Annotated in this window: 21 protein-coding genes; 3 read left to right on the forward strand and 18 right to left on the reverse strand. The window is 45.5% G+C overall.

The window, feature by feature from the left end; genetic code table 11:
* Nucleotides 1-60: 60 nt before the first annotated feature.
* Both deoC and DW904_RS25085 read right to left on the reverse strand, forming a co-directional pair.
* Nucleotides 61-726 (reverse strand): deoxyribose-phosphate aldolase, encoded by a 666-nt coding sequence (gene deoC, locus DW904_RS06540; protein WP_118578622.1) that lies wholly within the window; start codon nucleotides 724-726, stop codon nucleotides 61-63.
* Nucleotides 727-835: 109 nt separating this feature from the next.
* Nucleotides 836-931 carry a DUF6783 domain-containing protein gene (locus DW904_RS25085; protein ID WP_334297251.1) on the reverse strand — a complete coding sequence of 32 codons (96 nt, stop codon included), beginning with the start codon at nucleotides 929-931 and terminating at the stop codon, nucleotides 836-838.
* On the opposite strand from DW904_RS25085, the gene DW904_RS25090 reads away from it, so the two are divergent.
* Complete coding sequence (locus DW904_RS25090; RefSeq protein WP_334285891.1) at nucleotides 899-973, forward strand: DUF6783 domain-containing protein; 75 nt, start codon at nucleotides 899-901, stop codon at nucleotides 971-973. The two genes, DW904_RS25085 and DW904_RS25090, sit on opposite strands and share 33 nt — an antisense overlap.
* On the opposite strand, the gene udp is transcribed toward DW904_RS25090, so the two are convergent.
* The 8 genes from udp to DW904_RS06580 all read right to left on the reverse strand — a co-directional run bounded on the left by udp (nucleotide 970) and on the right by DW904_RS06580 (nucleotide 12550).
* Nucleotides 970-1749: a uridine phosphorylase gene (gene udp, locus DW904_RS06545; protein ID WP_118578624.1), complete on the reverse strand. Its 780-nt coding sequence runs from the start codon at nucleotides 1747-1749 to the stop codon at nucleotides 970-972. The two genes, DW904_RS25090 and udp, sit on opposite strands and share 4 nt — an antisense overlap.
* A gap of 4 nt (nucleotides 1750-1753) precedes the next feature.
* On the reverse strand, nucleotides 1754-2695 hold the full coding sequence (locus DW904_RS06550) for an ABC transporter permease (protein ID WP_118578626.1): 942 nt from the start codon (nucleotides 2693-2695) through the stop codon (nucleotides 1754-1756).
* The gene (locus DW904_RS06555; RefSeq protein WP_118578628.1) at nucleotides 2695-3825 is read right to left on the reverse strand and encodes an ABC transporter permease; all 1131 of its coding nucleotides are present in this window, start codon (nucleotides 3823-3825) and stop codon (nucleotides 2695-2697) included. The genes DW904_RS06550 and DW904_RS06555 overlap by 1 nt, the downstream gene beginning before the upstream one ends.
* Nucleotides 3818-5359 carry an ABC transporter ATP-binding protein gene (locus DW904_RS06560; RefSeq protein ID WP_118578630.1) on the reverse strand — a complete coding sequence of 514 codons (1542 nt, stop codon included), beginning with the start codon at nucleotides 5357-5359 and terminating at the stop codon, nucleotides 3818-3820. The genes DW904_RS06555 and DW904_RS06560 overlap by 8 nt, the downstream gene beginning before the upstream one ends.
* 271 nt (nucleotides 5360-5630) lie before the next feature.
* A complete protein-coding gene (locus DW904_RS06565) occupies nucleotides 5631-6797 on the reverse strand; it encodes a BMP family ABC transporter substrate-binding protein (RefSeq protein WP_118578632.1) in 1167 nt (388 codons plus the stop codon).
* A 217-nt stretch (nucleotides 6798-7014) separates the two neighbouring features.
* Complete coding sequence (locus DW904_RS06570) at nucleotides 7015-8355, reverse strand: MATE family efflux transporter (RefSeq protein ID WP_118578634.1); 1341 nt, start codon at nucleotides 8353-8355, stop codon at nucleotides 7015-7017.
* Between the two features lie 141 nt (nucleotides 8356-8496).
* The gene (gene ppdK, locus DW904_RS06575) at nucleotides 8497-11127 is read right to left on the reverse strand and encodes a pyruvate, phosphate dikinase (protein ID WP_118578636.1); all 2631 of its coding nucleotides are present in this window, start codon (nucleotides 11125-11127) and stop codon (nucleotides 8497-8499) included.
* Between the two features lie 166 nt (nucleotides 11128-11293).
* On the reverse strand, nucleotides 11294-12550 hold the full coding sequence (locus DW904_RS06580) for a 6-phosphofructokinase (protein WP_118578638.1): 1257 nt from the start codon (nucleotides 12548-12550) through the stop codon (nucleotides 11294-11296).
* Nucleotides 12551-12852: 302 nt separating this feature from the next.
* Here DW904_RS06580 and DW904_RS06585 point away from each other — a divergent pair, with 302 nt between their 5' ends.
* Nucleotides 12853-13731, forward strand: a complete 879-nt coding sequence (locus tag DW904_RS06585) for an aldose 1-epimerase family protein (protein ID WP_118578640.1) — start codon at nucleotides 12853-12855, stop codon at nucleotides 13729-13731.
* A gap of 212 nt (nucleotides 13732-13943) precedes the next feature.
* Here DW904_RS06585 and DW904_RS06590 read toward each other — a convergent pair whose 3' ends face one another.
* The 6 genes from DW904_RS06590 to DW904_RS25095 all read right to left on the reverse strand — a co-directional run bounded on the left by DW904_RS06590 (nucleotide 13944) and on the right by DW904_RS25095 (nucleotide 21415).
* On the reverse strand, nucleotides 13944-14987 hold the full coding sequence (locus tag DW904_RS06590; RefSeq protein ID WP_118578642.1) for an acyltransferase: 1044 nt from the start codon (nucleotides 14985-14987) through the stop codon (nucleotides 13944-13946).
* Nucleotides 14988-15169: 182 nt separating this feature from the next.
* Nucleotides 15170-16564, reverse strand: coding sequence for a glycine--tRNA ligase (locus tag DW904_RS06595; protein ID WP_118578644.1), 1395 nt, complete (start codon nucleotides 16562-16564; stop codon nucleotides 15170-15172).
* Nucleotides 16565-16773: 209 nt separating this feature from the next.
* Nucleotides 16774-17541 carry a DNA repair protein RecO gene (recO, locus tag DW904_RS06600; protein WP_118578646.1) on the reverse strand — a complete coding sequence of 256 codons (768 nt, stop codon included), beginning with the start codon at nucleotides 17539-17541 and terminating at the stop codon, nucleotides 16774-16776.
* Between the two features lie 2 nt (nucleotides 17542-17543).
* Nucleotides 17544-18452, reverse strand: coding sequence for a GTPase Era (gene era / locus DW904_RS06605; RefSeq protein ID WP_118578648.1), 909 nt, complete (start codon nucleotides 18450-18452; stop codon nucleotides 17544-17546).
* A 39-nt stretch (nucleotides 18453-18491) separates the two neighbouring features.
* Complete coding sequence (locus DW904_RS06610; protein WP_347562040.1) at nucleotides 18492-21125, reverse strand: insulinase family protein; 2634 nt, start codon at nucleotides 21123-21125, stop codon at nucleotides 18492-18494.
* A gap of 38 nt (nucleotides 21126-21163) precedes the next feature.
* The gene (locus tag DW904_RS25095) at nucleotides 21164-21415 is read right to left on the reverse strand and encodes a hypothetical protein (RefSeq protein ID WP_347562041.1); all 252 of its coding nucleotides are present in this window, start codon (nucleotides 21413-21415) and stop codon (nucleotides 21164-21166) included.
* Between the two features lie 208 nt (nucleotides 21416-21623).
* On the opposite strand from DW904_RS25095, the gene DW904_RS25100 reads away from it, so the two are divergent.
* Complete coding sequence (locus DW904_RS25100; protein WP_347562044.1) at nucleotides 21624-21764, forward strand: DUF6783 domain-containing protein; 141 nt, start codon at nucleotides 21624-21626, stop codon at nucleotides 21762-21764.
* Between the two features lie 119 nt (nucleotides 21765-21883).
* Here the strand turns inward: DW904_RS25100 and DW904_RS06615 are convergent, their stop codons facing one another.
* Both DW904_RS06615 and DW904_RS24495 read right to left on the reverse strand, forming a co-directional pair.
* Nucleotides 21884-23740: an FctA domain-containing protein gene (locus DW904_RS06615; protein WP_118578650.1), complete on the reverse strand. Its 1857-nt coding sequence runs from the start codon at nucleotides 23738-23740 to the stop codon at nucleotides 21884-21886.
* Nucleotides 23716-23850, reverse strand: a complete 135-nt coding sequence (locus DW904_RS24495) for a hypothetical protein (protein ID WP_279254384.1) — start codon at nucleotides 23848-23850, stop codon at nucleotides 23716-23718. Before DW904_RS24495 ends, DW904_RS06615 begins: the two co-directional genes overlap by 25 nt.
* Between the last annotated feature and the right edge of the window lie 4 nt (nucleotides 23851-23854).

The raw sequence follows: 23854 nt of genomic DNA on the forward strand, positions 1-23854 counted from the left end.
CGTTATAATCTGATCAATTCCGGAGACAGCATCTGTTCGCCTTTACAATCAATGACCAGATCAATATCCTGTGGCTTTCTCATTTTTTACAATTTTTATAATTCGGCTGGTTCCCAGTCGGTCTGCACCAAGTGCAAGGAACTTCTCTGCATCCTCCAGGGAAGAAATTCCGCCTGCTGCTTTCATCTTTACATTTGGTCCGATATGTCTGGAGAAAAGCTCAATGTCTGCAAAGGTTGCACCTGCACCGCCAAAACCGGTAGAGGTCTTAATATAATCTGCGCCTGCTTCTGTTACAATCTGGCACATTTTAATTTTTTCCTCATCTGTGAGGAAGCAGGTTTCAATGATAACCTTCAGGATCTTGTCACCGCATGCAGCTTTTAAGGTGCGGATCTCGTTCTCAATCAGGTCATATTTCTGATCTTTCAGCCAGCCGATATTGATTACCATATCGATTTCGGAAGCACCATTTGCAAGAGCATCTTTTGTTTCAAATTCCTTGGCTGCTGTTGTCATGTAGCCATTTGGGAAACCGATAACCGTGCACACTGCCATTTTTCCATTCATGTATTCTGCTGCCTGTTTTACATAGCTTGGCGGAATGCATATGGATGCAGTTCCATATTCCATCGCATCATCACAAATCTGTTTGATTTCTTCCCAGGTAGATGGCTGGAGAAGAAGGGTATGATCCACATGTTTTAAAATCTCTTTTACGTCCATTTATTTTCCTCATTTCTGTTATCTCTTTATATTGCCCGAAATTACTGTATCGCAATTTACTGGCAGGATTCATATCTGTTCTTTATTTGATTGTCTAGTACATCGAATATTAAGTAACTGCAAGATGTTCGTCACAATTTGTGGGAGATTTCGCCCGAATGAGGGCGCCGTAATGGGCTACGGCAACCGAATTCAGGCAAAATATAACGCAAAGTGGGGCGTGCAGATTGCGATGTCACGGTCTTAATTCGACGAATCCTCCCGGATCAGCTTTCTCACAGCTTCAACAGCCACCTGGATTGCCATATCTGTATCATGCACAACCGGATTATCCAGTCCCAGCTTCTCTCTTTCCTGATTTGCAAGCACAAGGAAACAGGAGCCAGCTCTGGCACGAAGCTTGCCAGCTGCGATAAAAAGCGCTGCAGATTCCATTTCGGAAGCAAGACAGCCCATTTTCTTCCAGGCCTCCCATTTGTTGAGCAGCTCATAACCAACTGGCATTGCTTCAGGCTCATGCTGTCCGTAAAAAGCGTCTTTGCACTGGACAACACCTGTATGACAGGAAAGTCCTTTTTCTTTCGCAGCTGCCACAAGGGCGTTTGTCACGTCCAGATTAGCTACTGCCGGATACTCTATGGGGGCATATTCCCGGCTGGTTCCCTCCATACGGATGGCACCTGTGGCAATTACGATATCTCCGCTTTTTACCTCAGGCTGCATACCGCCGCAGGTTCCAATGCGGACAAAAGTATCTGCGCCGCACCGGGAAAGCTCTTCCATGGCAATGGAGGCAGACGGTCCGCCGATTCCGGTGGATGTCACGCTGACTTTCACGCCGTCCAGGGTTCCTGTATATGTGATATATTCTCTGTTGTCTGCAATGAGAACCGGGTTGTCAAAATACTGGGCAATTTTCACACACCTTTTCGGGTCTCCCGGCATGATTACGTAGCGGCCAACTTCCCCCTTTGCAACCTGGATATGATACTGCCTGCTGGCATCTTCAGAATAGTTTTTCATAGTGTCACCTCTGTCCTTTATCGTACGGAATACCTTCCGCCTTCGGCGCTCTGGAATTCTTGGATACAAACACCAGAACGATCAGGGAAATAATATATGGGAACATGTTGTATAATGTGCTGGGAAGCTTCAAGGCTACCAGCGCATCAAATCCTGTGTATACGTTTGACAGCGCACGGAAAAGACCGAACAGAAGGGCTGCCAGTCCGATGTTTACCGGCTTCCACTGTCCGAAGATCATAACAGCAAGTGCAAGGAAACCAAAACCAGCAACTCCGTTCTCAAATTTCCACTCACTTACACCGGCAGTGATATAAACCAGTCCCCCAAGACCGCCAAGTGCGCCGGAGATCAAAACGCCTGCGTAACGCATTTTAAAAACATTGATACCTACCGAATCGGCTGCCTGTGGATGCTCACCACATGCCATCAGACGAAGTCCAAATCTGGTCTTATAAAGTACCACATAAGAAGCAAGGAGGATCAGCAGTGCAAAAAGCATGAACCAGCTGAATTCAAATTTTCCAATTCTTATCAGGAACGCTTTCTTAGCCACCTTGTAGGCAACTGTGGAAGAAACGTTGTCTGGGTTTTCTGCCATGTTGATGGCTCTTACGATAACAACAGCTGCAGCCGGTCCAAGAAGATTCAGGGCCGTACCAACCAGTGTCTGGTCTGCATTGAAATGAATGGCAGCCACACCAAGGAGCAGGGAAAATATCATTCCCACAAGTACACTGGCCAGAACCACCAGAAGGATCACAACTGGTGCCGGAGCGGAATCCGGAAGATATTTCATCATCAGGGCACCGCCAAGTGCACCCATAACCATAATTCCCTCAAGACCAATGTTGATGACACCGCTGTGCTCGGAAAAACAGCCGCCAAGTGCTACGAGAATTAATACAGAAGCAAATATTAATGTATACTGAATCAATAATAACATTATTTTTCTCCTCCTTTTGCAGCTTTTTTCTCATCTCTCCTGTCGAGATAACGGTTTAACCAGAGTTTGAAGAAGAATACAAATCCACACAGATAAATGATAAACGCGGAGATCAGATCAGAGATCTGTGCACAATACATGGTCTTATCCACATAGCTTCCACCACTTGTAATATGCTGGATAAAATAAGAGGAAAAAATTGCTCCGATGGGGTGAAGGCCGCCAAGGAAGGCTGCTGCGATTCCATTAAAGCCCATGCCCGGAACGGTTGTCTGCTGAACCATCCAGGTCTCAATTCCGCTGAGATAGAAAACAGCTGCGCCAAGTCCTGCAAGGCCGCCAGCGATCATCATGGTTACAATGGTATTTCTCTTCTCTTTCATGCCGCAGTATTTTGCAGCATTTTTGTTCATACCTGTTGCGCGAAGCTCAAAACCGAATTTTGTTTTTTCCAGAAGTACCCACACTACGATTGCCATTACCACAGAAATAATAAGACCGATGGATACGAATTTGTTTCCGGAAAAGATCTCGTCCAGTCCACAGTTGGGAAGAAGAGCACGCTTATTGCCGCTGGAAAGATCTACAGTGTATGGAGTAGACTCGGATTTCACCTGGGTAAGAATCATATTCACCACATACAGGGAAATCCAGTTCAGCATGATACAGGAAATAACTTCGTTTACATTGAAGTAAGCCTTCAGTGCACCGGAGATGCCGCCTACCAGGGCTGCGATCACGATTGCTGCGATCATGCATACATACCAGGGCATGCCAAGTTTCAACGCAAAATACAGAGAAGCTCCGGCTCCAACTACATACTGTCCTGCTGCTCCAATGTTAAAAAGTCCAACCTTGTAAGCAAACAGAACGGACAGGGAACACATCAGAAGTGCGGAAGCCTTTACCAGTGTGGTTCCCATATACTTCATCATAGCCTTCTGGCTTGGATAGTAAAAATAATTCTTGATAATTGCAGTAATCGCACCCGCAGCTCCTGCAGGATTGATAATAAGAAGTACCAGATAACCGATGAGAAGACCGATCACAATGCATAAAAGAGAGGCAATGATGGTCTGAACCGCATTGTTTCTCAGAATGCTTTCTTTCTTTTTGGATTCATTATTCATTGCTCTTCGTCTCCTTTCTCTTTGATCCTGCCATGTAAAGGCCAAGTTCCTCTACGGTTACTTTTTTCGGATCAAATTCTCCTACGATTTCACCTTCGTACATTACCAGAATTCGGTCTGATACATTCATAACCTCATCCAGCTCCAGGCTGATCAGAAGAACACCTTTGCCTGCATCCCTTGCCTGTACCAGCTGTTTGTGAACATGCTCGATTGCTCCAACATCCAGACCACGGGTAGGCTGAACTGCGATCAAAAGCTCCGGATTCTTGTCAATCTCACGGGCAATGATTGCTTTCTGCTGGTTTCCACCAGACATGGATCTCGCCTTGGTGATGGCACCCTGACCGGAACGGATATCATACTGTTCGATCAGGCGGTTGGCATATCTGCGAATCTCTTTGCGTTTCAAAAAGCCCAGTTTATTGGTAAACTGTGGTTCGAAATATCTCTGAAGGACGATGTTGTCTTCCAGGGAATAATCAAGTACCAGGCCGTGTTTGTGACGGTCTTCCGGGATATGGCTCATGCCGGAGGTAAGGCGCTCACGGATTGGCATGTGAGTAATGTCTTTTCCATTCATAGTAATGGTGCCGCTCTTCAGTGGCTCCAGACCGGAAAGTCCATAGACAAATTCAGTCTGACCATTTCCGTCGATTCCGGCGATACATACGATCTCACCTCTGTGGACCTGAAGAGAAACGCCGTTGACTGCGTTATTCTTATGATGCTTGGAAGCAACCACCATATCCTTGATATCCAGAACAACTTCACCGGGCTTTGCTTCTTCTTTCTCTACAACAAAGTTTACGTCTCGTCCAACCATCATGGCGGAAAGCTTCTCTTGGTTGGTATCCCTGATGTCTACGGTTCCGATGCATTTTCCCTTACGAAGAACGGTACAGCGGTCTGCAACCTGCATGATCTCACCAAGCTTGTGGGTAATGAATAGAATGCTTTTGCCCTCGGCTGCCAGATTTTTCATGATCTGCATAAGCTCCTGGATTTCCTGCGGAGTAAGTACTGCGGTAGGCTCATCAAAGATCAGGATCTCGTTGTCACGGTAAAGCATTTTCAGGATCTCGGTTCTCTGCTGCATACCTACTGTGGTATCCTCGATAATGGCATCCGGATCTACAGAAAGACCATATTTTTCGGAAAGGGCCATAACTTTTTTACGTGCGCCCTCTTTCTGAAGGAAACCATTTTTTGTGGTCTCAACACCAAGGATAATATTATCCAGAACGCTGAAGCATTCTACTAATTTGAAATGCTGATGTACCATTCCAATTCCCAGGTCATTTGCATCGTTTGGATCTTTGATCTCAACTTTCTTTCCATCTTTGTGAATCTCACCCTCTTCCGGCTGATACAGACCGAACAGAACACTCATCAAAGTGGATTTACCTGCTCCATTTTCGCCAAGCAGAGCGTGGATTTCACCTTTTTTCAACTGAAGTGTGATATTATCATTTGCGATGATTCCGGGAAAACGCTTGGTTATTCCCAGCATTTCAATTGCATATTCACTCATCTTCGCTTTCTCCTTTTTTCATGGCAGATTCACAAACAGAACGCACAAGTGATAAAACGGTTACTGATCACTTCATTCACAAACCCCTCTCGAGCGAACAGTAATATAAGTCTTGTTATGACGGCACTTACGCAAAAAAGGGAAGTGGCCACTGCTCACTCCCCTTTTTATCACTGCATGGCCATTCTTCATGTTAAGACCAGTCTGCTTTCCTGTCGGAACCCTACCCGTGATTTATAATTGCATTTACTATGCGGAGTAGTTGGTTGTCTTATTTGATGCTGCCGTAATCATTTACTGTTATCTCAGTCTCTGGCATTGCTGTGATGTCGCTGCTTACTTCAATCTCGCCATTGTATAATTTCTTTACAAGATCTTTGTAATCATCTACAGTGAAATTGTCATCCCACTGGGTTGTCTCCATTGGGAGCTGTACATAGTTGTCTTCCGGGTTCTCAGATACAAGACCAAGATTGTCGATCTTTCCAGCGTAATCAGATTCCCAATTGCCATCCTTGATCGCATCAAGTGCAGTCTTTACTGTCGGTGCAAGACCCTTCATAGCGGAGGTAACAGTGATGTCCTCACCGATGATTCCGGACTGGTCAGAGTCAACACCGATTACCTTGCCGTCAACCTTCGCTGCTGCTTCTGCTGCAGATGTGTAGATTCCACCGCCGCATGCGAATACAACTTCAACGCCCTTGCTTCCGTACCAGGTATCCATGTAAGCTGTGATGTCTGCATCGCCGTAGAACTGTCCGCCGCATACATACTCAAGCTCAACGTCACTTGTGATTCCAAGCTCTTTGGCTGCTTCGTCTACGCCCTGAACATATCCATATCCAAAACGGGTAACAGCCGGTACAGACATACCGCCGAGGAATCCAAGATGCTTGTATCCAAGCTTCACAGCTGCATATCCAGCCATGTATCCGGAGATCTCTTCCTGATAGGTACAGCAGTAAACATTGTCTGCATTGTAGTAATCGGTCACTTCATAATCATCCGGATTGTAGGTGTATCCTTCGCCAACACCCTTCTCACAGATATCGCCTGCACTTACGTCTGGTGCAATAAACTTCACGTCCGGATACATCTCAGACTGCTCTACGATAGTAGCTGCGAACATATATCCCGGAAGTACGATCACGTTAGCTCCATCTGCTACAGCCTGGTCAACACTTGCGTTACGTGCCTCGTCAGAGTCGCTCTCTGGTTTATAATAGTTGAACTCAGAACCATTCTCTTCGGACCACGCCTTACATGCCTCGTAAGTGGTCTGGTTAAAGCTCTGGTCTGTAATATCACCAGAGTCAGTTACCATGGCGATCTTCATATCTCCAGCCTCAGCCTTCACCTCTGTCACTCCGTAAGCTGGTGCAAGGGAAAGTGCCATTGCACCTGCAAGAACCATAGCTGCAATTCTTTTCTTCATATTATTTTTCCTCCTTTTTTGAAATTGGCTTTGTTATCTCTACAATGACATATGTCTCACTTTTAAAACAGGACACATGTCCCTTTTTCTATATTTATTTTCATTTTCGTACAAAAAGGATATTTTTTCAAGTGTTTTTTAGTATATTTTTTTATATTTGTTTTTTTGTTAAAAGACATATGTCTCTTTTTTTATTTTCCGTATCATATATTTTGCCTTAATGATATTTATGCATCCGCACATTATAGCTGACGCATAAGATCACAGTAGCTCCGCTCCATGCTGCAATCTCTGCAAAGAAAATACCGTCCTGCCCGATAAAATGGGGAAGAATCAGCGCAGCACTGATACGCATGACAAATTCAGCCATACCACTTACCATAGGCATTAACGTATCTCCCAGTCCCTGCAGCGCAGATCTGTACACATACAGGAAGTACAACACCCAGAGCATGGCAGCCATAATAGAAAGGTATTTAAAAGCAATTGCAAGTACCTCCTGTGTCTGCTGCGGTTCACCTGAGATGAAAAGTGAGAGGATATTTTTTCCAAATAAAAACATGGCAGCAGAAATGATCAGTGAGGTAAGCAGGGAAAGCAGCATACTGCTGCGGACACCTTTCCTGATCCTGTCGATCCTTCTGGCTCCCAGATTCTGGCCCACATAAGTAACGATGGCATATCCATAAGAAATCGCTGCCATTTCCAACAGACCATAAAGCTTGTTTGTAGCTGTAAATCCTGCCACAAAAAGAAAGCCATAGCCATTGATCACATACTGGACTACCAGACCGCCTACACCGATAATGATATTCTGAAATACAACAGGAATACCAAGCTTCATCAGACGGGCATTCATTCCTGCGGCAGTCATAAAATCTGCTCTGGACAGATGAACAATATCAATTCTGCGTAAAATCAGAAAACAGTACACGGCGGAAAAACTCTGCGCAATCACAGTTGCGATTGCTGCCCCTGCCACACCCCATCCGAAGCCTGCCACAAAAAGGATATCCAATGAAATATTCAGTACCGATGCGATAATCATTGCAGTTAATGGGGTTTTACTGTTTCCCATAGCCCTTAAAGCAGCGGCAAACATATTATAAGCTGCAGTAGCTGGAATTCCGCAGAAAATAATACGCAGATATAATAATGACATTCCGATAATATTGGAAGGTGTATGCAGCCCTGTTAATACCAGTGCTGCAAAGGACTGGCTGAGAATGAATACTCCCACTGCGATGAATGCGGTCAGCCGATAACTGTGTGCCAGAGATTTACGCAGATTTTCAAAATCCTTTGCACCATAATACTGCGCGAGCTGAATGGAAAATCCCTGAGTGAGACCAGTGGATATTCCTGTGACAACCCACAACAGAAAGTCAACCGCACCCAGTGCAGCAAGGGCCTCCACACCTGCTATCTGGCCAACGACCATAGTATCCACCATTGTATAAAGCTGTTGACAGATATTCCCCAGCATCAGGGGAATTGCAAAAAGAATGATCAATCTCCCCGGCGAACCGGAGGTCATATCCTGAATCTTGGTTTTCATTTGTATAAAATTTCCTTTCCGGAGCATATTCTAGAAACAAAAAAACCTTGAAGAACCGTATTTCTACAATTCTCCAAGGCAATTTTTACGCTTGGACACATATCATACTGAAGTATGACTTAAATATATATTCAGAATGAATTATTTATTCTTCTGAGCGATAGCTGCCTGAGCTGCTGCCAGACGAGCAACCGGTACACGGAATGGTGAGCAGGATACATAGTCAAGACCGATCTTGTTGCAGAACTCTACAGAAGATGGATCTCCACCGTGCTCTCCACAGATTCCGATGTGAAGGTTCGGGTTAACTGGCTTACCAAGTTTGATAGCCATATCCATAAGCTTACCAACGCCAACCTGATCCAGTTTTGCAAATGGATCGTTCTCGAAGATCTTAGCGTCATAGTATGCGTTAAGGAATTTACCAGCGTCATCACGGGAGAAGCCGTATGTCATCTGAGTTAAGTCGTTGGTACCGAAGCAGAAGAAGTCAGCCTCAGAAGCGATCTGGTCAGCTGTAAGAGCTGCACGTGGGATCTCGATCATTGTACCTACTTCATATTTCAGATCTACGCCTGCTGCTGCGATCTCAGCGTCAGCTGTCTCAACAACAAACTTCTTAACATATTTAAGCTCTTTGATATCACCTACTAACGGGATCATGATCTCTGGGCAGATGTTCCAGTCAGCGTGAGCTTTCTTTACATTGATAGCTGCACGAATAACTGCTGTTGTCTGCATCTTAGCGATCTCTGGGTAAGTAACTGCCAGACGGCATCCACGATGTCCCATCATTGGGTTGAACTCATGAAGAGAATTGATGATAGTCTTGATCTCTTCTACAGTCTTGCCCTGAGCGTCAGCAAGCTTCTTGATGTCTTCCTCTTCTGAAGGAACGAACTCATGAAGCGGCGGATCCAGGAAACGGATTGTTACAGGGTTGCCCTCGAGAGCCTCGAACAGACCTTCGAAGTCTTCCTGCTGATATGGAAGAACTTTTGCAAGTGCTGCTTCTCTCTCCTCAACTGTTGTGGAGCAGATCATCTCACGGAATGCATCGATACGTCCCTCACCGAAGAACATATGCTCTGTACGGCAAAGACCGATACCTTCAGCACCAAGCTCAACTGCTTTCTTAGCGTCAGCAGGAGTATCAGCGTTTGTACGAACCTTCATTGTTCTGTACTTGTCAGCCCATGCCATGATACGTCCGAACTCACCAGCGATTGTAGCGTCTACTGTCGGGATGATTCCGTCGTAGATGTTACCTGTTGTACCATCGATGGAAAGGAAATCTCCCTCGTGGAACTCTTTGCCAGCAAGTGTAAATTTCTTATTAGCTTCGTCCATAGCGATATCACCGCATCCGGATACACAGCACTCACCCATACCACGGGCAACTACTGCTGCATGAGATGTCATACCACCACGAACTGTCAGGATACCTTCAGCAGATTTCATACCTGTGATATCCTCTGGGGATGTCTCAAGACGAACGAGGATAACCTTCTCGCCTCTCTCAGCCCACTCTACAGCGTCATCAGCTGTGAATACGATCTTACCACAAGCAGCTCCTGGAGAAGCTCCAAGACCTTTACCCATTGGTGTAGCAGCTTTCAGAGCCTTAGCGTCGAACTGCGGATGAAGAAGAGTATCAAGGTTACGAGGATCGATCATAGCTACTGCTTCTTCCTCTGTTCTCATTCCCTCATCAACAAGGTCACAAGCGATCTTCAGAGCAGCCTGAGCGGTTCTCTTACCGTTACGTGTCTGCAGCATGTATAACTGGCCATGCTCAACAGTGAACTCCATATCCTGCATATCTCTGTAGTGTGTCTCCAGAGTATGGCAAACTTCTGTAAATTTCTTGAATGCTTCCGGGAACTTCTGCTCCATCTCAGCGATGTGCATAGGTGTACGAACACCAGCAACAACGTCCTCACCCTGTGCATTGGTAAGGAACTCACCGAACAGACCTTTGTTTCCTGTAGCTGGGTCTCTTGTAAATGCAACACCAGTACCACAGTCATCACCCATGTTACCGAATGCCATCATCTGTACGTTAACAGCTGTACCCCAGGAATATGGGATATCGTTGTCACGACGATATACGTTGGCACGTGGGTTGTCCCAAGAACGGAATACGGCTTTGATTGCACCAACTAACTGCTCTTTCGGGTCAGCCGGGAAATCGGAACCGATTTTTTCTTTATATTCAGCCTTGAACTGCATAGCAAGTTCTTTAAGGTCGTCAGCTGTAAGCTCAACGTCAAGTTTAACGCCTCTTTCAGCTTTCATTTTGTCGATAAGCTCTTCGAAATATTTCTTACCAACTTCCATAACTACGTCAGAGTACATCTGGATAAATCTTCTGTAGCAGTCCCAAGCCCAACGTGGGTTGCCGGATTTCTCAGATAATACAGCTACAACGTCTTCATTTAAACCAAGGTTCAGGATAGTATCCATCATACCTGGCATAGAAGCTCTTGCGCCTGAACGAACGGAAACAAGCAGAGGATTCTCGATGTCACCGAATTTCTTTCCGGTAACTCCTTCCATCTTGGTGATTGCTTCCATGATCTGACCCATGATCTCGTCGTTGATCTGTCTTCCATCCTCATAGTACTGAGTACAAGCTTCAGTAGTGATTGTAAATCCCTGAGGTACAGGAAGTCCAAGGTTTGTCATCTCAGCAAGGTTAGCACCTTTACCACCCAGAAGGTTTCTCATATCAGCGTTACCTTCTGTAAACATGTAAACCCATTTTGCCATTTTACATTTTCCTCCTAAAAATTTGTTCATTGGTAACTGTTCAGTACCTTCACAGTTACTTTCATAAACATAAACTATGTTTTATACGCACATAGTTATTTTATAGGCTTATTCGTCATTCGTCAAGGTAATTCTGGCAAAAAACAGTCAAATTTTTATCATTTTCTCAATTTTTCTTTTTTCTTCCAGTATTCAGCACCAGATGACGGGGAACACCATTTACCATGATCGGCTGATAATCGCCCTGAATCAGTGGTTTAATATAGTCGATAAAATCTTTGGTCACATTATTTGCATCCTTGTTCATCCAGCTTCTCGGAACCAGCTTCTCTTCATTGGCGATTCGGTGTACATCGTAAATTCCGGTAGCTGCCATATATGGATCGTCAGATACACGGTCGATGACTACCATCTTGCCGGTGTCTCCTTCATCTGCTGCCTTTACGGCTGCACCGCCAACCATCATAGCCTCATCAATATCCACACGGGATGCCATATGGGAAGCGCTTCTCTGAAGAGTGGAAAGCTCTACGGCACGGGTTTTGCAGCCGCACTCTGCTGCCAGGAAATTCGCCAGATAGGTGGCAGTTCCCTGCAGCTGCTTGTGTCCAAATGCGTCCACATAATCTCCTACGCTTCCCAGCTCGCAGACATAGCGTCCGTCAGCCAGCTTGATTCCTTCGGATACAGCAATGACAACGGAGGATTTCTTTTTCAGAAGGTCTTTCACTTTTGCGAGGAATTTCTCAATGTCAAAGGGAACCTCCGGAAGGTAAATGAGGTCTGGTCCCTCGCAGTCTTCTGATTTGGAAAGTGCAGTGGCGCCTGTAAGCCAGCCCGCATTTCTTCCCATGATCTCCATAATGGTGATCATATTTTTCTTATAGGTGAGGCCTTCTGCGTCACGGATCACTTCCTTGGTGGAAGCTGCAATATACTTGGCTGCGCTTCCGAAGCCTGGGGTATGATCGGTAAGTGCAAGGTCATTGTCAATGGTCTTCGGAACACCAAGGAATTTCTGGGTCTGTCCGGTAATGATGGCATAATCAGACAGCTTCTTGATGGTATCCATGGAATCATTTCCGCCGATGTAGATAAATGCATAGATTTCCAGTTTGTTCAGAATATCAAAGATTTTCTCATAGATAGCTCTGTCTTCGTGGATTTCCGGAAGCTTATAACGGCAGGAACCAAGAAATGCAGACGGGGTCCTTTTCAGAAGCTCAATGTCAAGCTCGGAATGAATCTGGGTAGAAAGGTCGATATACTGCTCGTCAAGCAGACCCTGGATTCCGTGAAGCATTCCATATACCTTGTCAAAGCCACGCTCTACTGCATTCTTGTATACGCCTGCAAGACTGGAATTAATTACAGATGTTGGGCCGCCGGACTGTCCTACAATAATATTTCTTTTCTTTGCCATGGTGGTATTCCTCCTCTATTTCGAATGGATGTGGGTGTCGAAAATTTCTATGCCATTCACCCTATAATTGTATAGTTTACCAAAGGCGTATAACAAAGTCAATATGATATTGTACGTTTTGTATATTTAATTATGTTTTTATGTCATTTTTATATGAATTATTTATATTTTGGACAAATAATACAATTTTTTGATAGTGAAATTTACAGATATAGTGATATAATGGAGAAAACGCGCTCTGTGGAGTGCAGCAGACAGAATTCGCGCTCCACATACAACATCACACATGGAGGTTTTACATCATGAAAAGAGTTTTGGAAAATGACTTTCTGAAAGTGACCATTGACGACCATGGGGCTGAGCTGGTCAGCATTTATGACAAAGAGAAAGACCGAGAGGTGATCTGGCAGGGAGATCCCAGGTTCTGGGGACGTCACGCGCCGGTTCTTTTTCCAAATGTAGGAAAGCATTATGGAAATCATTACCGGATCGGTGATAAGGAATATGCTTCCAAGCAGCATGGCTTTGCCCGTGACACAGATTTCACATGTATTGATTCCACACTGGATTCCGTAACCCACCAGATTCGTTCTACAGAAGAGACCAAAGAGGTTTATCCTTTTGATTTTGTGCTCCGCATCCGTCATATTCTGAAGGGACGCACCCTTACAGTCAGCTGGAAGGTAGCTAATAATAGTGATGGGGATATGTATTTCGCCATCGGCGGACATCCGGCATTTCGTGTACCTGTTCTGCCGGATACCAAGAGAAGTGATTACCGTCTTACCTTCGACGGACAGGAAAGCCTTACATACCTTCTTCTTGACCCAGAGAGCGGCACGGCCAAGGCTGAAGAAAAGGCCACTCTGAAGCTGGAAAATGGCACCTGCCAGATTGAGGATCACATGTTTGACCACGACGCACTGGTATTTGACAATCAGATCACAAGAGCCGGCATCCAGCTGCCAGACGGCACTCCTTATCTGGAGCTGCGCTGTGTGGGATTCCCCAATTTCGGAATCTGGTCTGCTTCCCAGGATGCCCCATTTGTCTGCCTTGAGCCATGGATGGGACGCTGCGATGACTGCGGATTCACCGGAGATCTGTCGGAGAAGCCATTTATCAATCATCTGAAAATGGATGAAATGTTTGAGACGGCATATACTATTGAGATATTCTAAAACATGTTTGAAAGGGATTTTCTGCAAGATGTTCGTCACAATTTGTGGGAATGATTTTTCAAACAGGCTCTAAGCAGAGCAAAAAAATATCGGTACACCTTCCGCTCTTCTGGAAGTGTACCGATATTTTATTCACTCAATTTTCAGGCTCAGAAGACATCCTCAGTCTTTTCCCAGATCGTGTCTGAAAAAGGCTTTCTGCAAAATGTGCGTCACAATTTGCGGGAATGATTTTTCAAACAGGCTCTAGCATTAACGTAAACTGCCACCATCACCACAGTGACAGCAAATACAAACATCATCCCATACTGCTGGTATCCCATTGCAAGCAGGCTCCTTCTGCCTTTAAAGCATCTGGACAAGGCCTGCAGAACCGCGTAGTGAAGAACATAGATAAGCATGGAATAGTCTTTTCCCACTTTTGCCAATGCTCTGGTAAGCGAGTTCTCCACATAAAAATTCTGCCAGCCAACAAAAAGAAGAAAGATACAGATTGCCAGAAAAATGGTTCCGGCGTACTCTTCCTGCGTTCCCAGGGCATTTCGCTTTTCCAGCCACTTCTGCTCCATAACAGCCATATTCCAGAAAACAGGAAGTCCACACAGCAAAAGTCCCATTTTCTTCCTGTCCAGAAAGCTAAGAAGAGCCTCCTTTCTGGATCCAAACCAGCAGCCCAGCCAGAAAAAGGGAAGTCCGCAGTACAGGAAGTTCCTTGCATAATAAATGTGACAGTCTTCTTTTCCCACAAAAAACAAGGAATAGCTTCCCTTTATGAGACTTCCTGCCAACAGCACCGGAATCGCCAGATAAGCCAGCTTTCTCAGTCCCAGATGTTCTACAATAAAAGCAATTACAAGCACATAGAGAAGTGCCTGCAGATACCACAGGTGCGGCGAAAGCGGGGAAAAATTCCACAAAATAAAATCCTCCGGAACTCTTTCCTCAAACCTTGCAAGCAATGCTTCTTTTATATTTTCTCTTTTCTCAACTGCCAGAAGGATTTCCCATAGCAGGTAAAACAGATTTGCGCCAATGGTAATGGTGAAGATTTTGCCAAACTGCTTCAGTTCCCGTTTCTTCGCCACTGTTTCCGGGTAAAAGAATCCGGTGATCATAAAAAACACAGGCACTGCAAAGCGGCACAGGATCAGAAATTCACCTCCCCCCTGTATTTCCAGAGGCTTGTGGATCTCAACCACTGCAATAGCAGCCAGGCATTTCAAAATATCAATACACGTCCAACGTCTTTTTTTCATTTCCTCGTAACTCCAATAACTGCTGTTCCTGGCAAATACGGACAGCAAAAGGACCAACCATCTGATTTCAGAAAGTCAGCCCTTTTATTACTTTATATACATTCTAAACGGTTCCCACATGCTGCTGCGGCATTTTTCAGATTCCTGTTATATGAGGATTCTGAACTGCCTGTCACATAAAATCAGAATGTAAATTTATCTGCGAAGTAAGCATCCAGCTCGTCAATCTTAATACGAACCTGCTCCATGGAATCACGGTCACGGACAGTTACCATTCCGTCAGTTTCGGAATCGAAATCGTAGGTTACGCAGAACGGAGTACCGATCTCGTCCTGTCTTCTGTAACGTTTACCGATATTTCCGCGATCATCAAATTCGCAGTTGTATTTCTTGGATAACTGAGCGTAGATTTTCTCAGCGCCCTCGTTCAGCTTCTTGGAAAGCGGAAGCACACCAATCTTAACCGGTGCAAGTGCCGGATGGAAGTGAAGGACTGTACGAACATCGTTCTTCTCTGCATCCAGAACCTCCTCATCATATGCACTGCAAAGGAATGCAAGAACCACACGGTCAGCACCAAGTGACGGCTCGATTACATATGGGATATATTTCTGCTTCTTCTCATCATCGAAATAAGTAAGATCCTGTCCGGATACATTCTGGTGCTGGGTAAGATCGTAGTCTGTTCTGTCTGCGATTCCCCAAAGCTCGCCCCATCCAAACGGGAAAAGGAACTCAACGTCTGTAGTAGCCTTGCTGTAGAAGCTCAGCTCCTCCTTGTCATGGTCACGGTAGCGTACTTCCTCATCCTTCAGTCCAAGAGAATGCAGCCAGTTCAGGCAGAAGCTCTTCCAGTATGCAAACCATTCAAGGTCTGTGTCCGGCTCGCAGAAGAACTCAAGCTCCATCTGCTCGAACTCACGGGTACGGAATGTGAAGTTACCAGGTGTGATCTCGTTACGGAAGGATTTACCGATCTGACCGATACCAAATGGAATCTTCTTACGGGATGTTCTCTGTACATTCTTGAAGTTTACAAAAATACCCTGTGCTGTCTCAGGTCTTAAATATACAGTATTCTTAGCATCCTCAGTTACGCCCTGGAAGGTCTTGAACATCAGGTTGAACTGACGGATGTCTGTGAAATTGTGTTTGCCGCAGGAAGGACATGGAACATTATGCTCTTCGATGAAATTCTTCATCTCTTCCTGAGACCATCCGTCTACAGAGCTCTCAAGCTCAATGCCGTGCTCCTGGCTGTAGTCCTCGATGATCTTGTCTGCGCGGAAACGCTCATGGCACTCTTTACAATCCATAAGCGGATCAGAGAAGCTTCCCAGATGTCCGGATGCGATCCAGGTCTGCGGGTTCATCAGGATGGCACAGTCAACACCTACGTTGTACGGAGACTCCTGAATGAATTTCTGCCACCATGCGCGCTTTACGTTATTCTTAAGCTCTACACCAAGGTTGCCGTAATCCCATGTATTCGCAAGACCTCCATAGATCTCAGAACCCGGGTAAACAAATCCTCTTGCTTTTGCCAGAGCAATAATCTTGTCCATTGTTTTTTCCATGATATCTCTCCTCATTGTTTGATAGATGATTTTCTAATATTATACTCGCAACTTTTCTTTTTGTAAAGTTATACCGCGTACTCAATTCCGTACATTCTGCCGCAAAAACACAATTTCCGCACTTTTAAGCAGCAAATCATGTGCTGCTATCGAAGTATAGAGCAAAGCACGTTAATCAACTTTCCTGTTATGTGCAACATCCAATCCACTTACATCATAACTTCTAATATCTGCAAACTCTTAAATTTCTTATCCGTATTCCCTGCCACATAAGGCTGAATATGCCGTTCCAGCTCCCACAGCACCTCATCGGTCACTGTAAAGCTATACAGCTTCGTCATGGGCGAGCTTACAATGTACTGCATGGTATAAAGTGCTGCCGGGGAAATCCGGCGGGCGGTTCTGGCTTCTCCGGGGCTTGCCTTCTTCAGGCAGTCCCCATCCAGGATTCCATGTGCCTCCTGGGAAAAGAACAGATTCTCTTTTCCGGCGATCTCCTCCCCACAGTTCACACACCGGAAAAGCTCCGGCATCAGCCCCTGCTCTGTCATAGTTCGCAGTTCAAAAATGCACCTTACCAGCCGGTCATCGATTTCCGGATTCAGGAGAGCCTTCACAGTGAGATAAAGAAGATTCATCATATTCTTCTCATCTGTGCCCTCTCTTCCGAAATAATCTGCCAGCTCCAGAAAGTAATAGCCATAATAAACTCCCGGCTGTCTGGCGGCCAGCTCCACAAAATGATGGGTCACGGTCACCTGGTTCAGATTGTAGCTGCTGCGCCCTTCATATAGGGTGAAATTCCCGAACACAAAAGGATTGACAGCTGCCATGAACGGGCTGTTCTGCCGTCTGGCGCCTTTGGCGAAAGCGGAAATCTTTCCCCGCTCCCTGGTAAGAAGCACAATCCGCTTGTCATACTCTCCCACAGGCTGCGCAGAAAGTACAATTCCCTGTACCGTGATCAGATCACTCATTTTCAGATTTCCTTCTTATCATATCCAAAGTTTTTGATCATAAAGTCACTGTCACGCCAGTCTTTTTTCACCTTTACCCAAAGCTTTAGGTTTACCTTGGAGTCCAGCATACGTTCCAGCTCAAATCTGGCGTTGCTGCCGATCTTCTTCAGCATGGCGCCGCCTTTTCCAATGATAATGCCCTTGTGGGAATCCCTCTCGCAAATAATGGTCGCCTCAATATCAACCATAGGATTTTTGCCAGGACGCTCCTTCATTTTGTCAATTGCCACTGCGATTCCATGTGGGATTTCCGCATCCAGTGCGTGAAGCGCCTTCTCACGGATCACCTCTGCCACGATCTGGCGCTGAGGCTGGTCCGTTACAGTATCCTCATCATAGAACATGGGTCCATAAGGAAGATATTTCAAAATACTGTCAATAATATCCTCTGTATTCTGTCCGCGGAGTGCAGAGCAAGGGATAATCTCGGCAAAATCACAGATCTTGCGGTACGTATCGATTGCCGGAAGGATTTCCTCTTTTTTCACTGTATCGATCTTATTAATGATCAAAATGACCGGCACGCCAACGCCCTGGAGCTGCTCTGCAATGTGGCGCTCACCGGCTCCGATAAAGGTAGACGGCTCAACCAGCCACATAATTGCGTCCACCTCTTTCAGGGTACGCTCTGCAACGGCTACCATATACTCTCCAAGCTTATTCTTCGCCTTATGGATACCAGGCGTATCCAGGAAAACGATCTGTCCCTTCTCACAGGTATAGACCGTCTGGATGCGGTTTCTGGTGGTCTGGGGCTTCTTGGATGTGATCGCGATCTTCTGGCCGATCAGATGGTTCATTAGGGTAGATTTCCCAACATTCGGACGGCCAATAATTGCAACAAATCCGGATTTAAAATCTGGTGTCATTAAAATATTTCCTCTTCTTTCTTAATCAGTTCTATATTATCAGCAGCTTACCAGCGGCTTTGTCTCCATAAATACATCCTTCGCCTTCTCGATGGCACTCTCACTTCCAACTACACAAAGCTGGTCATCAGAAAGAACTGCCTCGATCAGAGGAGCAAGTGCATGGATATCCTCCACAGTCGCATCCAGGATCTGGTCACGCTCCTTCTGCAGCATTTCCACAGTGAGACCGCGGAAATAAGCCATTCTGCCAAGTGCACCCTGTGTCTGTGGAGTTCTTGGAACATCCTTTCCACTGATGGTTCCGATGATATATTTGGTCATCTCACGTTCATCCGCTGCGAAGGTGCGCACATATTCCGGCACGCCCTCATATACCTTAAGTGTACGGCTAAGATGAGGATCCCTGTAGGATACAAAGAAGCTCTCGCCGCTTCTCTTAAAGCCGCTCATACAGCCATATGCGCCGCCTTTTACACGGAGATTGATCCACAGATAATCGTAGCTTAAAGCTACCTTAAGGATTTCCAGCGCTCCTGTGTATGTGAAGCCCTTTTTCACAAAGTTACCTGTTCTTGCCACATACTGAACCTGTCCTGAGGTCTTGAAGCCCTCGTTCTTTTTCTCGCAGGTAATGGCAACCTCCGGAACCTGACAGCTGCTCTCATTCAGGCTCTTCTTCAGAGAGCTGCTTAAAGCCTTCAGCTGTTCCACGGACTCTCTTTCACCTGTGTAGCTTACCATGAAGGAATCCTGGCGGATGATCTCCGCCATGGCATTCTCGAGTCCTGCCACGATTTCAGCCTTTTTGTCCTGGAAATTCTTCTCCAGATCCTCTATAAATTTATAATAGCCAACACCAGCCATCTCATCCTGGAATCTTGCCATCGGAGAACCATAGGAAGCGCCGCGAAGCACTGCTGTCTGATGTCCTGAGCCTATCAGGGAAGCCTGTCCTCTGGACTTGATCTCTGCAATAATTTCATAGAGACGCTTGGTATCTGTGATCTTAGAAGTATTCAGAATCTCTTCCATCATCTGGAACAGGAAATCCATCTGGGGATAAAGTGCCTTTCCGCGAATGGTAAACATAGTTCGGAATGCTTCCGGATCATCTGCCTTATCAAAAACATCCACACCACACTGAATACCGCCTGTTCTGGCATTAGTCTCGTTAAACAGCTGACCGTATGTGTAATTCTCTGTATCCACATAACCAAGAACAGATTTCAAAAGTCCCAGATAACGGACTTTCTCTACGGCCATATCCTTGATTTCAAACATAACGTTCACATAACCGATTCCGTTGGTGCACACATCCTGATACAGGAACAGACTGTTATCTACCTGAAGCTCTTCATTGGAAAAACCGTTAACCTCTTTACGGATATCAGAGCGTTTCAGCATAGGAATACACTGAAGATTCTCCGGTCTCTCCTCTGATTCCTGGTAAGCTTCAAGAGCTTTGGTCTTCTCGACCATTTCCTCCAGCTGCCCATCGGAAAGACTGCTTCTGTAAGCCTCCAGCTTGTCCGCCAGTTCCTTCTCTCGCTGAGCGGCAAGCCCACGCTTCGGCACAAGTGTAAGGATCAGACCATGTGTATTATCAAGAAGCCATTTCTGGATCAGTTTCTCGAAATAGCCCTCATTTACAGCCTCCTTTAATCTGTCATAAATAGACAAAAGCTGTACCTGGGAAAAAGCATTCTCATCATCATAGAGCCAGCTTCCCATAATATCCAGTCCATACATCAGCCCCTTGGGGAACTGTCCGAAATCGGCCTCCCGATAGCGGAACTCCATATAATTAATACCCGCAAGAATAGCCTTTTTGTCAATTCCATTTCGCACAATATCCTGAAGGCAATTACGGATAACAGAAACAAATTTCTCCTTCTGGGATGTCTTCGCACCTTTCGCCACAATAGAGAAGAACGGCTGCAGAACACCGTCACTATAATCGCCATAAATGTCCTTACCGATGCCGGCATCCAGAAGAGCCTGCTTCAGTGGTGCTCCGGGTGCGCTGAGAAGCGCATAATCCAGCACATCAAAAGCCACGCCAAGAGTACTGTCCATGGCATTTCCCACAACCATATTATAAGAAAGATACGTATTGTCCTCTTCCTCTTCACTTTCAGAAACCGGATACTCGATCTGCAGCTCCTTCACCTGGGAAAAGGCAGCCTGCTCTTTAATCGCAGAATCCACATCCAGCGCATCAAAGGCAGACAGATATTTCTCATCAATAAAACGAAGCTTCTCCTCCATATCCATATTTCCATAGAGGTAAATATAGCTGTTAGAGGGATGATAATAGGTGCGGTGGAAATCCAGGAACTCCTCATAAGAAAGCTCCGGAATATTCTCAGGATTACCGCCGGATTCCACGCCATAGGTATTATCCGGGAAAAGATTATTCATGATCTCTCTGTCCAGCACCTCGTCAGGAGAAGAAAATGCCCCCTTCATCTCATTATATACAACACCATTATAGGTAAGAGGACCTTCCTTCTGCTCCAGATGGTAGTTCCATCCTTCCTGACGGAAGATCTCCTCCTTCTGATAAATGTTCGGGTAAAAAACCGCATCCAAATAAACGTGCATCAGATTCTGGAAATCCTGGTCATTACAGCTGGCTACCGGATAACAGGTCTTATCCGGGTAGGTCATGGCATTCAGGAAGGTATTCAGTGAGCCTTTTACCAGCTCTACGAAGGATCCTTCAGCGGAAATTCACGGGACCCGCACAAAACGCTGTGTTCCAGAATGTGGGGAACACCGGTACTGTTCTTCGGTGTAGTACGAAAGGCAATGGAAAATACCTTATTCTCATCATCATTCTCAACCAGGACCAGTCTGGCTCCTGTTTTTTTGTGGCGGAGCAGATAGCCGACAGAATGGATATCGGTCAGATTCTCTTGCTTCACAATCTCATATGCAGGAATATTTTCTTTCTTCATCTTTTCCTCCAAATAGTGCCCAATCAGTTTGTTTAAACAGCCGATATTGGGATGTATTTAATTCATTTCTTCGATTATGCCGAATTACACTGCACTTAAAAGCTTTATACAATGCAGCTGATAATTCTGGAGCATCTTCATCAGTTACAATAGGCGATCTCTTAGAGCGTGTTTGAAAAACCATTCCCGCAATCTGCACGCCCCCACTTTGCGGGAGATTTCACCCGAATCGGTTGCCGTAGCCCGCTACGGCGCCCTCATCCGAGCGAAATCTCCCACAAACTGTGACGCACATCTTGCAGAAAGCCTTTTTCAAACACGCTCTAGCCTCTTCAACTTCTTGCATTAGTATAACACACAAAAAAGTATCTTACTACAACAAAATTCTTTTAAAAAGAACCGCCCCTGCGGGCGAATCTGGTAGGATTCTTCCTGCAGGGGCGGTTCTGATTATTTAATTGTGATTCGTTAATCCTGTTCTTTTTTGCGGCGTCTTCTGGTTGTTTCTTCGATTGCGAGAGCTGCAACAAAGAGCAATGCCATATAGAAGCCGATTGGTGTGTCATCACCTGTCTTAACACCTGTGGAGGTGCCTGGGGTTGGTGTAGGAGTTATTGTCTCCTCAGGAGTTACAGTAGGTGTTGCTTCCGGCTGTTCCTGGTTGATGATGGTTACCTCTGCATTGAGATTATTTTCATCAAACAGTACATTTCCATTTTCAACAGTTACTGCGTATCTGAATCCGTCTGTACCATCTACCAGATTTCCTTCTGCATCTGTCTCTGCAACATAGAGCGTAAAGGATTCATCCGGTATTACAACTGCCTGTGTACTCTCAGATACTGTGGAGCCTCCTGCAAGATCAAGTGTCAGGATGTTCTTCTCTGTTCTTGTGGAAAGAGTTGTGCACTCTTTGTCATCAAAGATACCTGCATAGAAAATCTCATCACTTTCCAGGGCATTTCCATCTGCACCAAGAAGCTTCTTGGTTACATTCAGAGTCGCGATCTTGTAGAATCCATCCGGCCATTCGCTGAACTGGTTCTCAAATGTGATGCTGCTCTTTGCGCCATCCTCAGTTACGGTGATTGCCTGTCCCTGTGGATAAACCGGTACATAAACCTTTTCATCCGGCGTCATGCCTGAATCAATTGCTTTTCCGGTTACATCTGTCTCACTTACATAGTAGGTTCTTCCAAGATCCAGATTGGTAAAGGTAACTGTGGAAGAAGATGCATTCTTAAACTCAAGTGCTTTTACATCAGAAGCAGGAATTGTGCATTCTGCATCTGCGAAAAGTGCTGCGTAGAAGGTCATATCCTTAGCGCCTGCAAGTGCATCGTTCAGCTTCAGTTCCTTGGTGATCTCAATTGCAGCGGTCTTGCTCTTTGTCATGGCATCCTTCATCTCAACTGCATTTTTGGTGTCATCTGCATCAACAGTGAAGGTGATCGGCTCTGCGATCTCATATCCTGATGGTGCTTCTGCCTCAACCAGTTTGTAGGTCTTTCCAAGAACAAGTTTCGCTGTGATCACATGTGGTGTACCATCTGAGGTCCACTCTTCCACAACCTTATCCTGGTCATCTACTACCTGAAGTTTTGCTCCTGCAAGAGCTTTCAGGGTGGTGTCGTCTACCTTGGAAATGGTAACCTTGGTAGTATCGTTGACAAATTTCATGGCTGTCTCGGTGTAATCTTCTCCATTTACCTTGGTGGTAAGCTTCAGAGTTCCGTCACGGTTGTCTTCTACATTTACAGTTACTGTATAAACAGTTTTGTCGTATACGTAGGTGTCTGCCTCTGATGGGAGCTTTTCGTTTACGGTGTAGGTAAAGGTCTTGCCAGCATCTTTCTCTGTATAGGAAAGCTTGCTGAAGCTGATCGCACCTTTTTCGTCGTTCTTGACTGTCTCAATTACCTTGCCATCTGCATCTTTCAGTTCGAATTCGAAAGTTCCAAGCTGCTCAGCTTCTACCTTCATGGACTTCTGGGCTTTCAGTTCAAGGTCAGCGGAAGCGCTGTAGGTATTCGTGAAGGTAACTGCTCCAGTGAGGTCTTCACTCTTTACAGGTTCGCCGTTCTTTGTGACAGAAGTAACTTTCGCTGTTAACTTGCCTGCATTGTCGTCTGTTACGTCTACTTTTACAACGTATTTGCTTTCATCATACTGGTATGCCGGTTTCTCATCTTTTACTTCGGTGATCTGGTAATAATGGGTTCCGGATTCCTTGTATGTGATGATTGGGAATGTGATGGTGCCGCCGTCAGCATTCTTCACAGTTTCGTTGTAACCATTTTCTACTGCCTTTCCATCTGCATCCATTTCTGTTGCCTGGAAGCTGAACTGCTCTGCTCCAGTGTCTGGCCTTCCAGAGTCTTGGTTGCACCAAGAGCGATCTGACCAGATGTGGTGTAGGTGTTGGTAAATTCCATACCT

Origin of the sequence: Ruminococcus sp. AM42-11, assembly GCF_003480145.1 — a bacterium.
GTDB classification, from domain to species: Bacteria; Bacillota; Clostridia; order Lachnospirales; family Lachnospiraceae; genus Blautia_A; species Blautia_A faecis.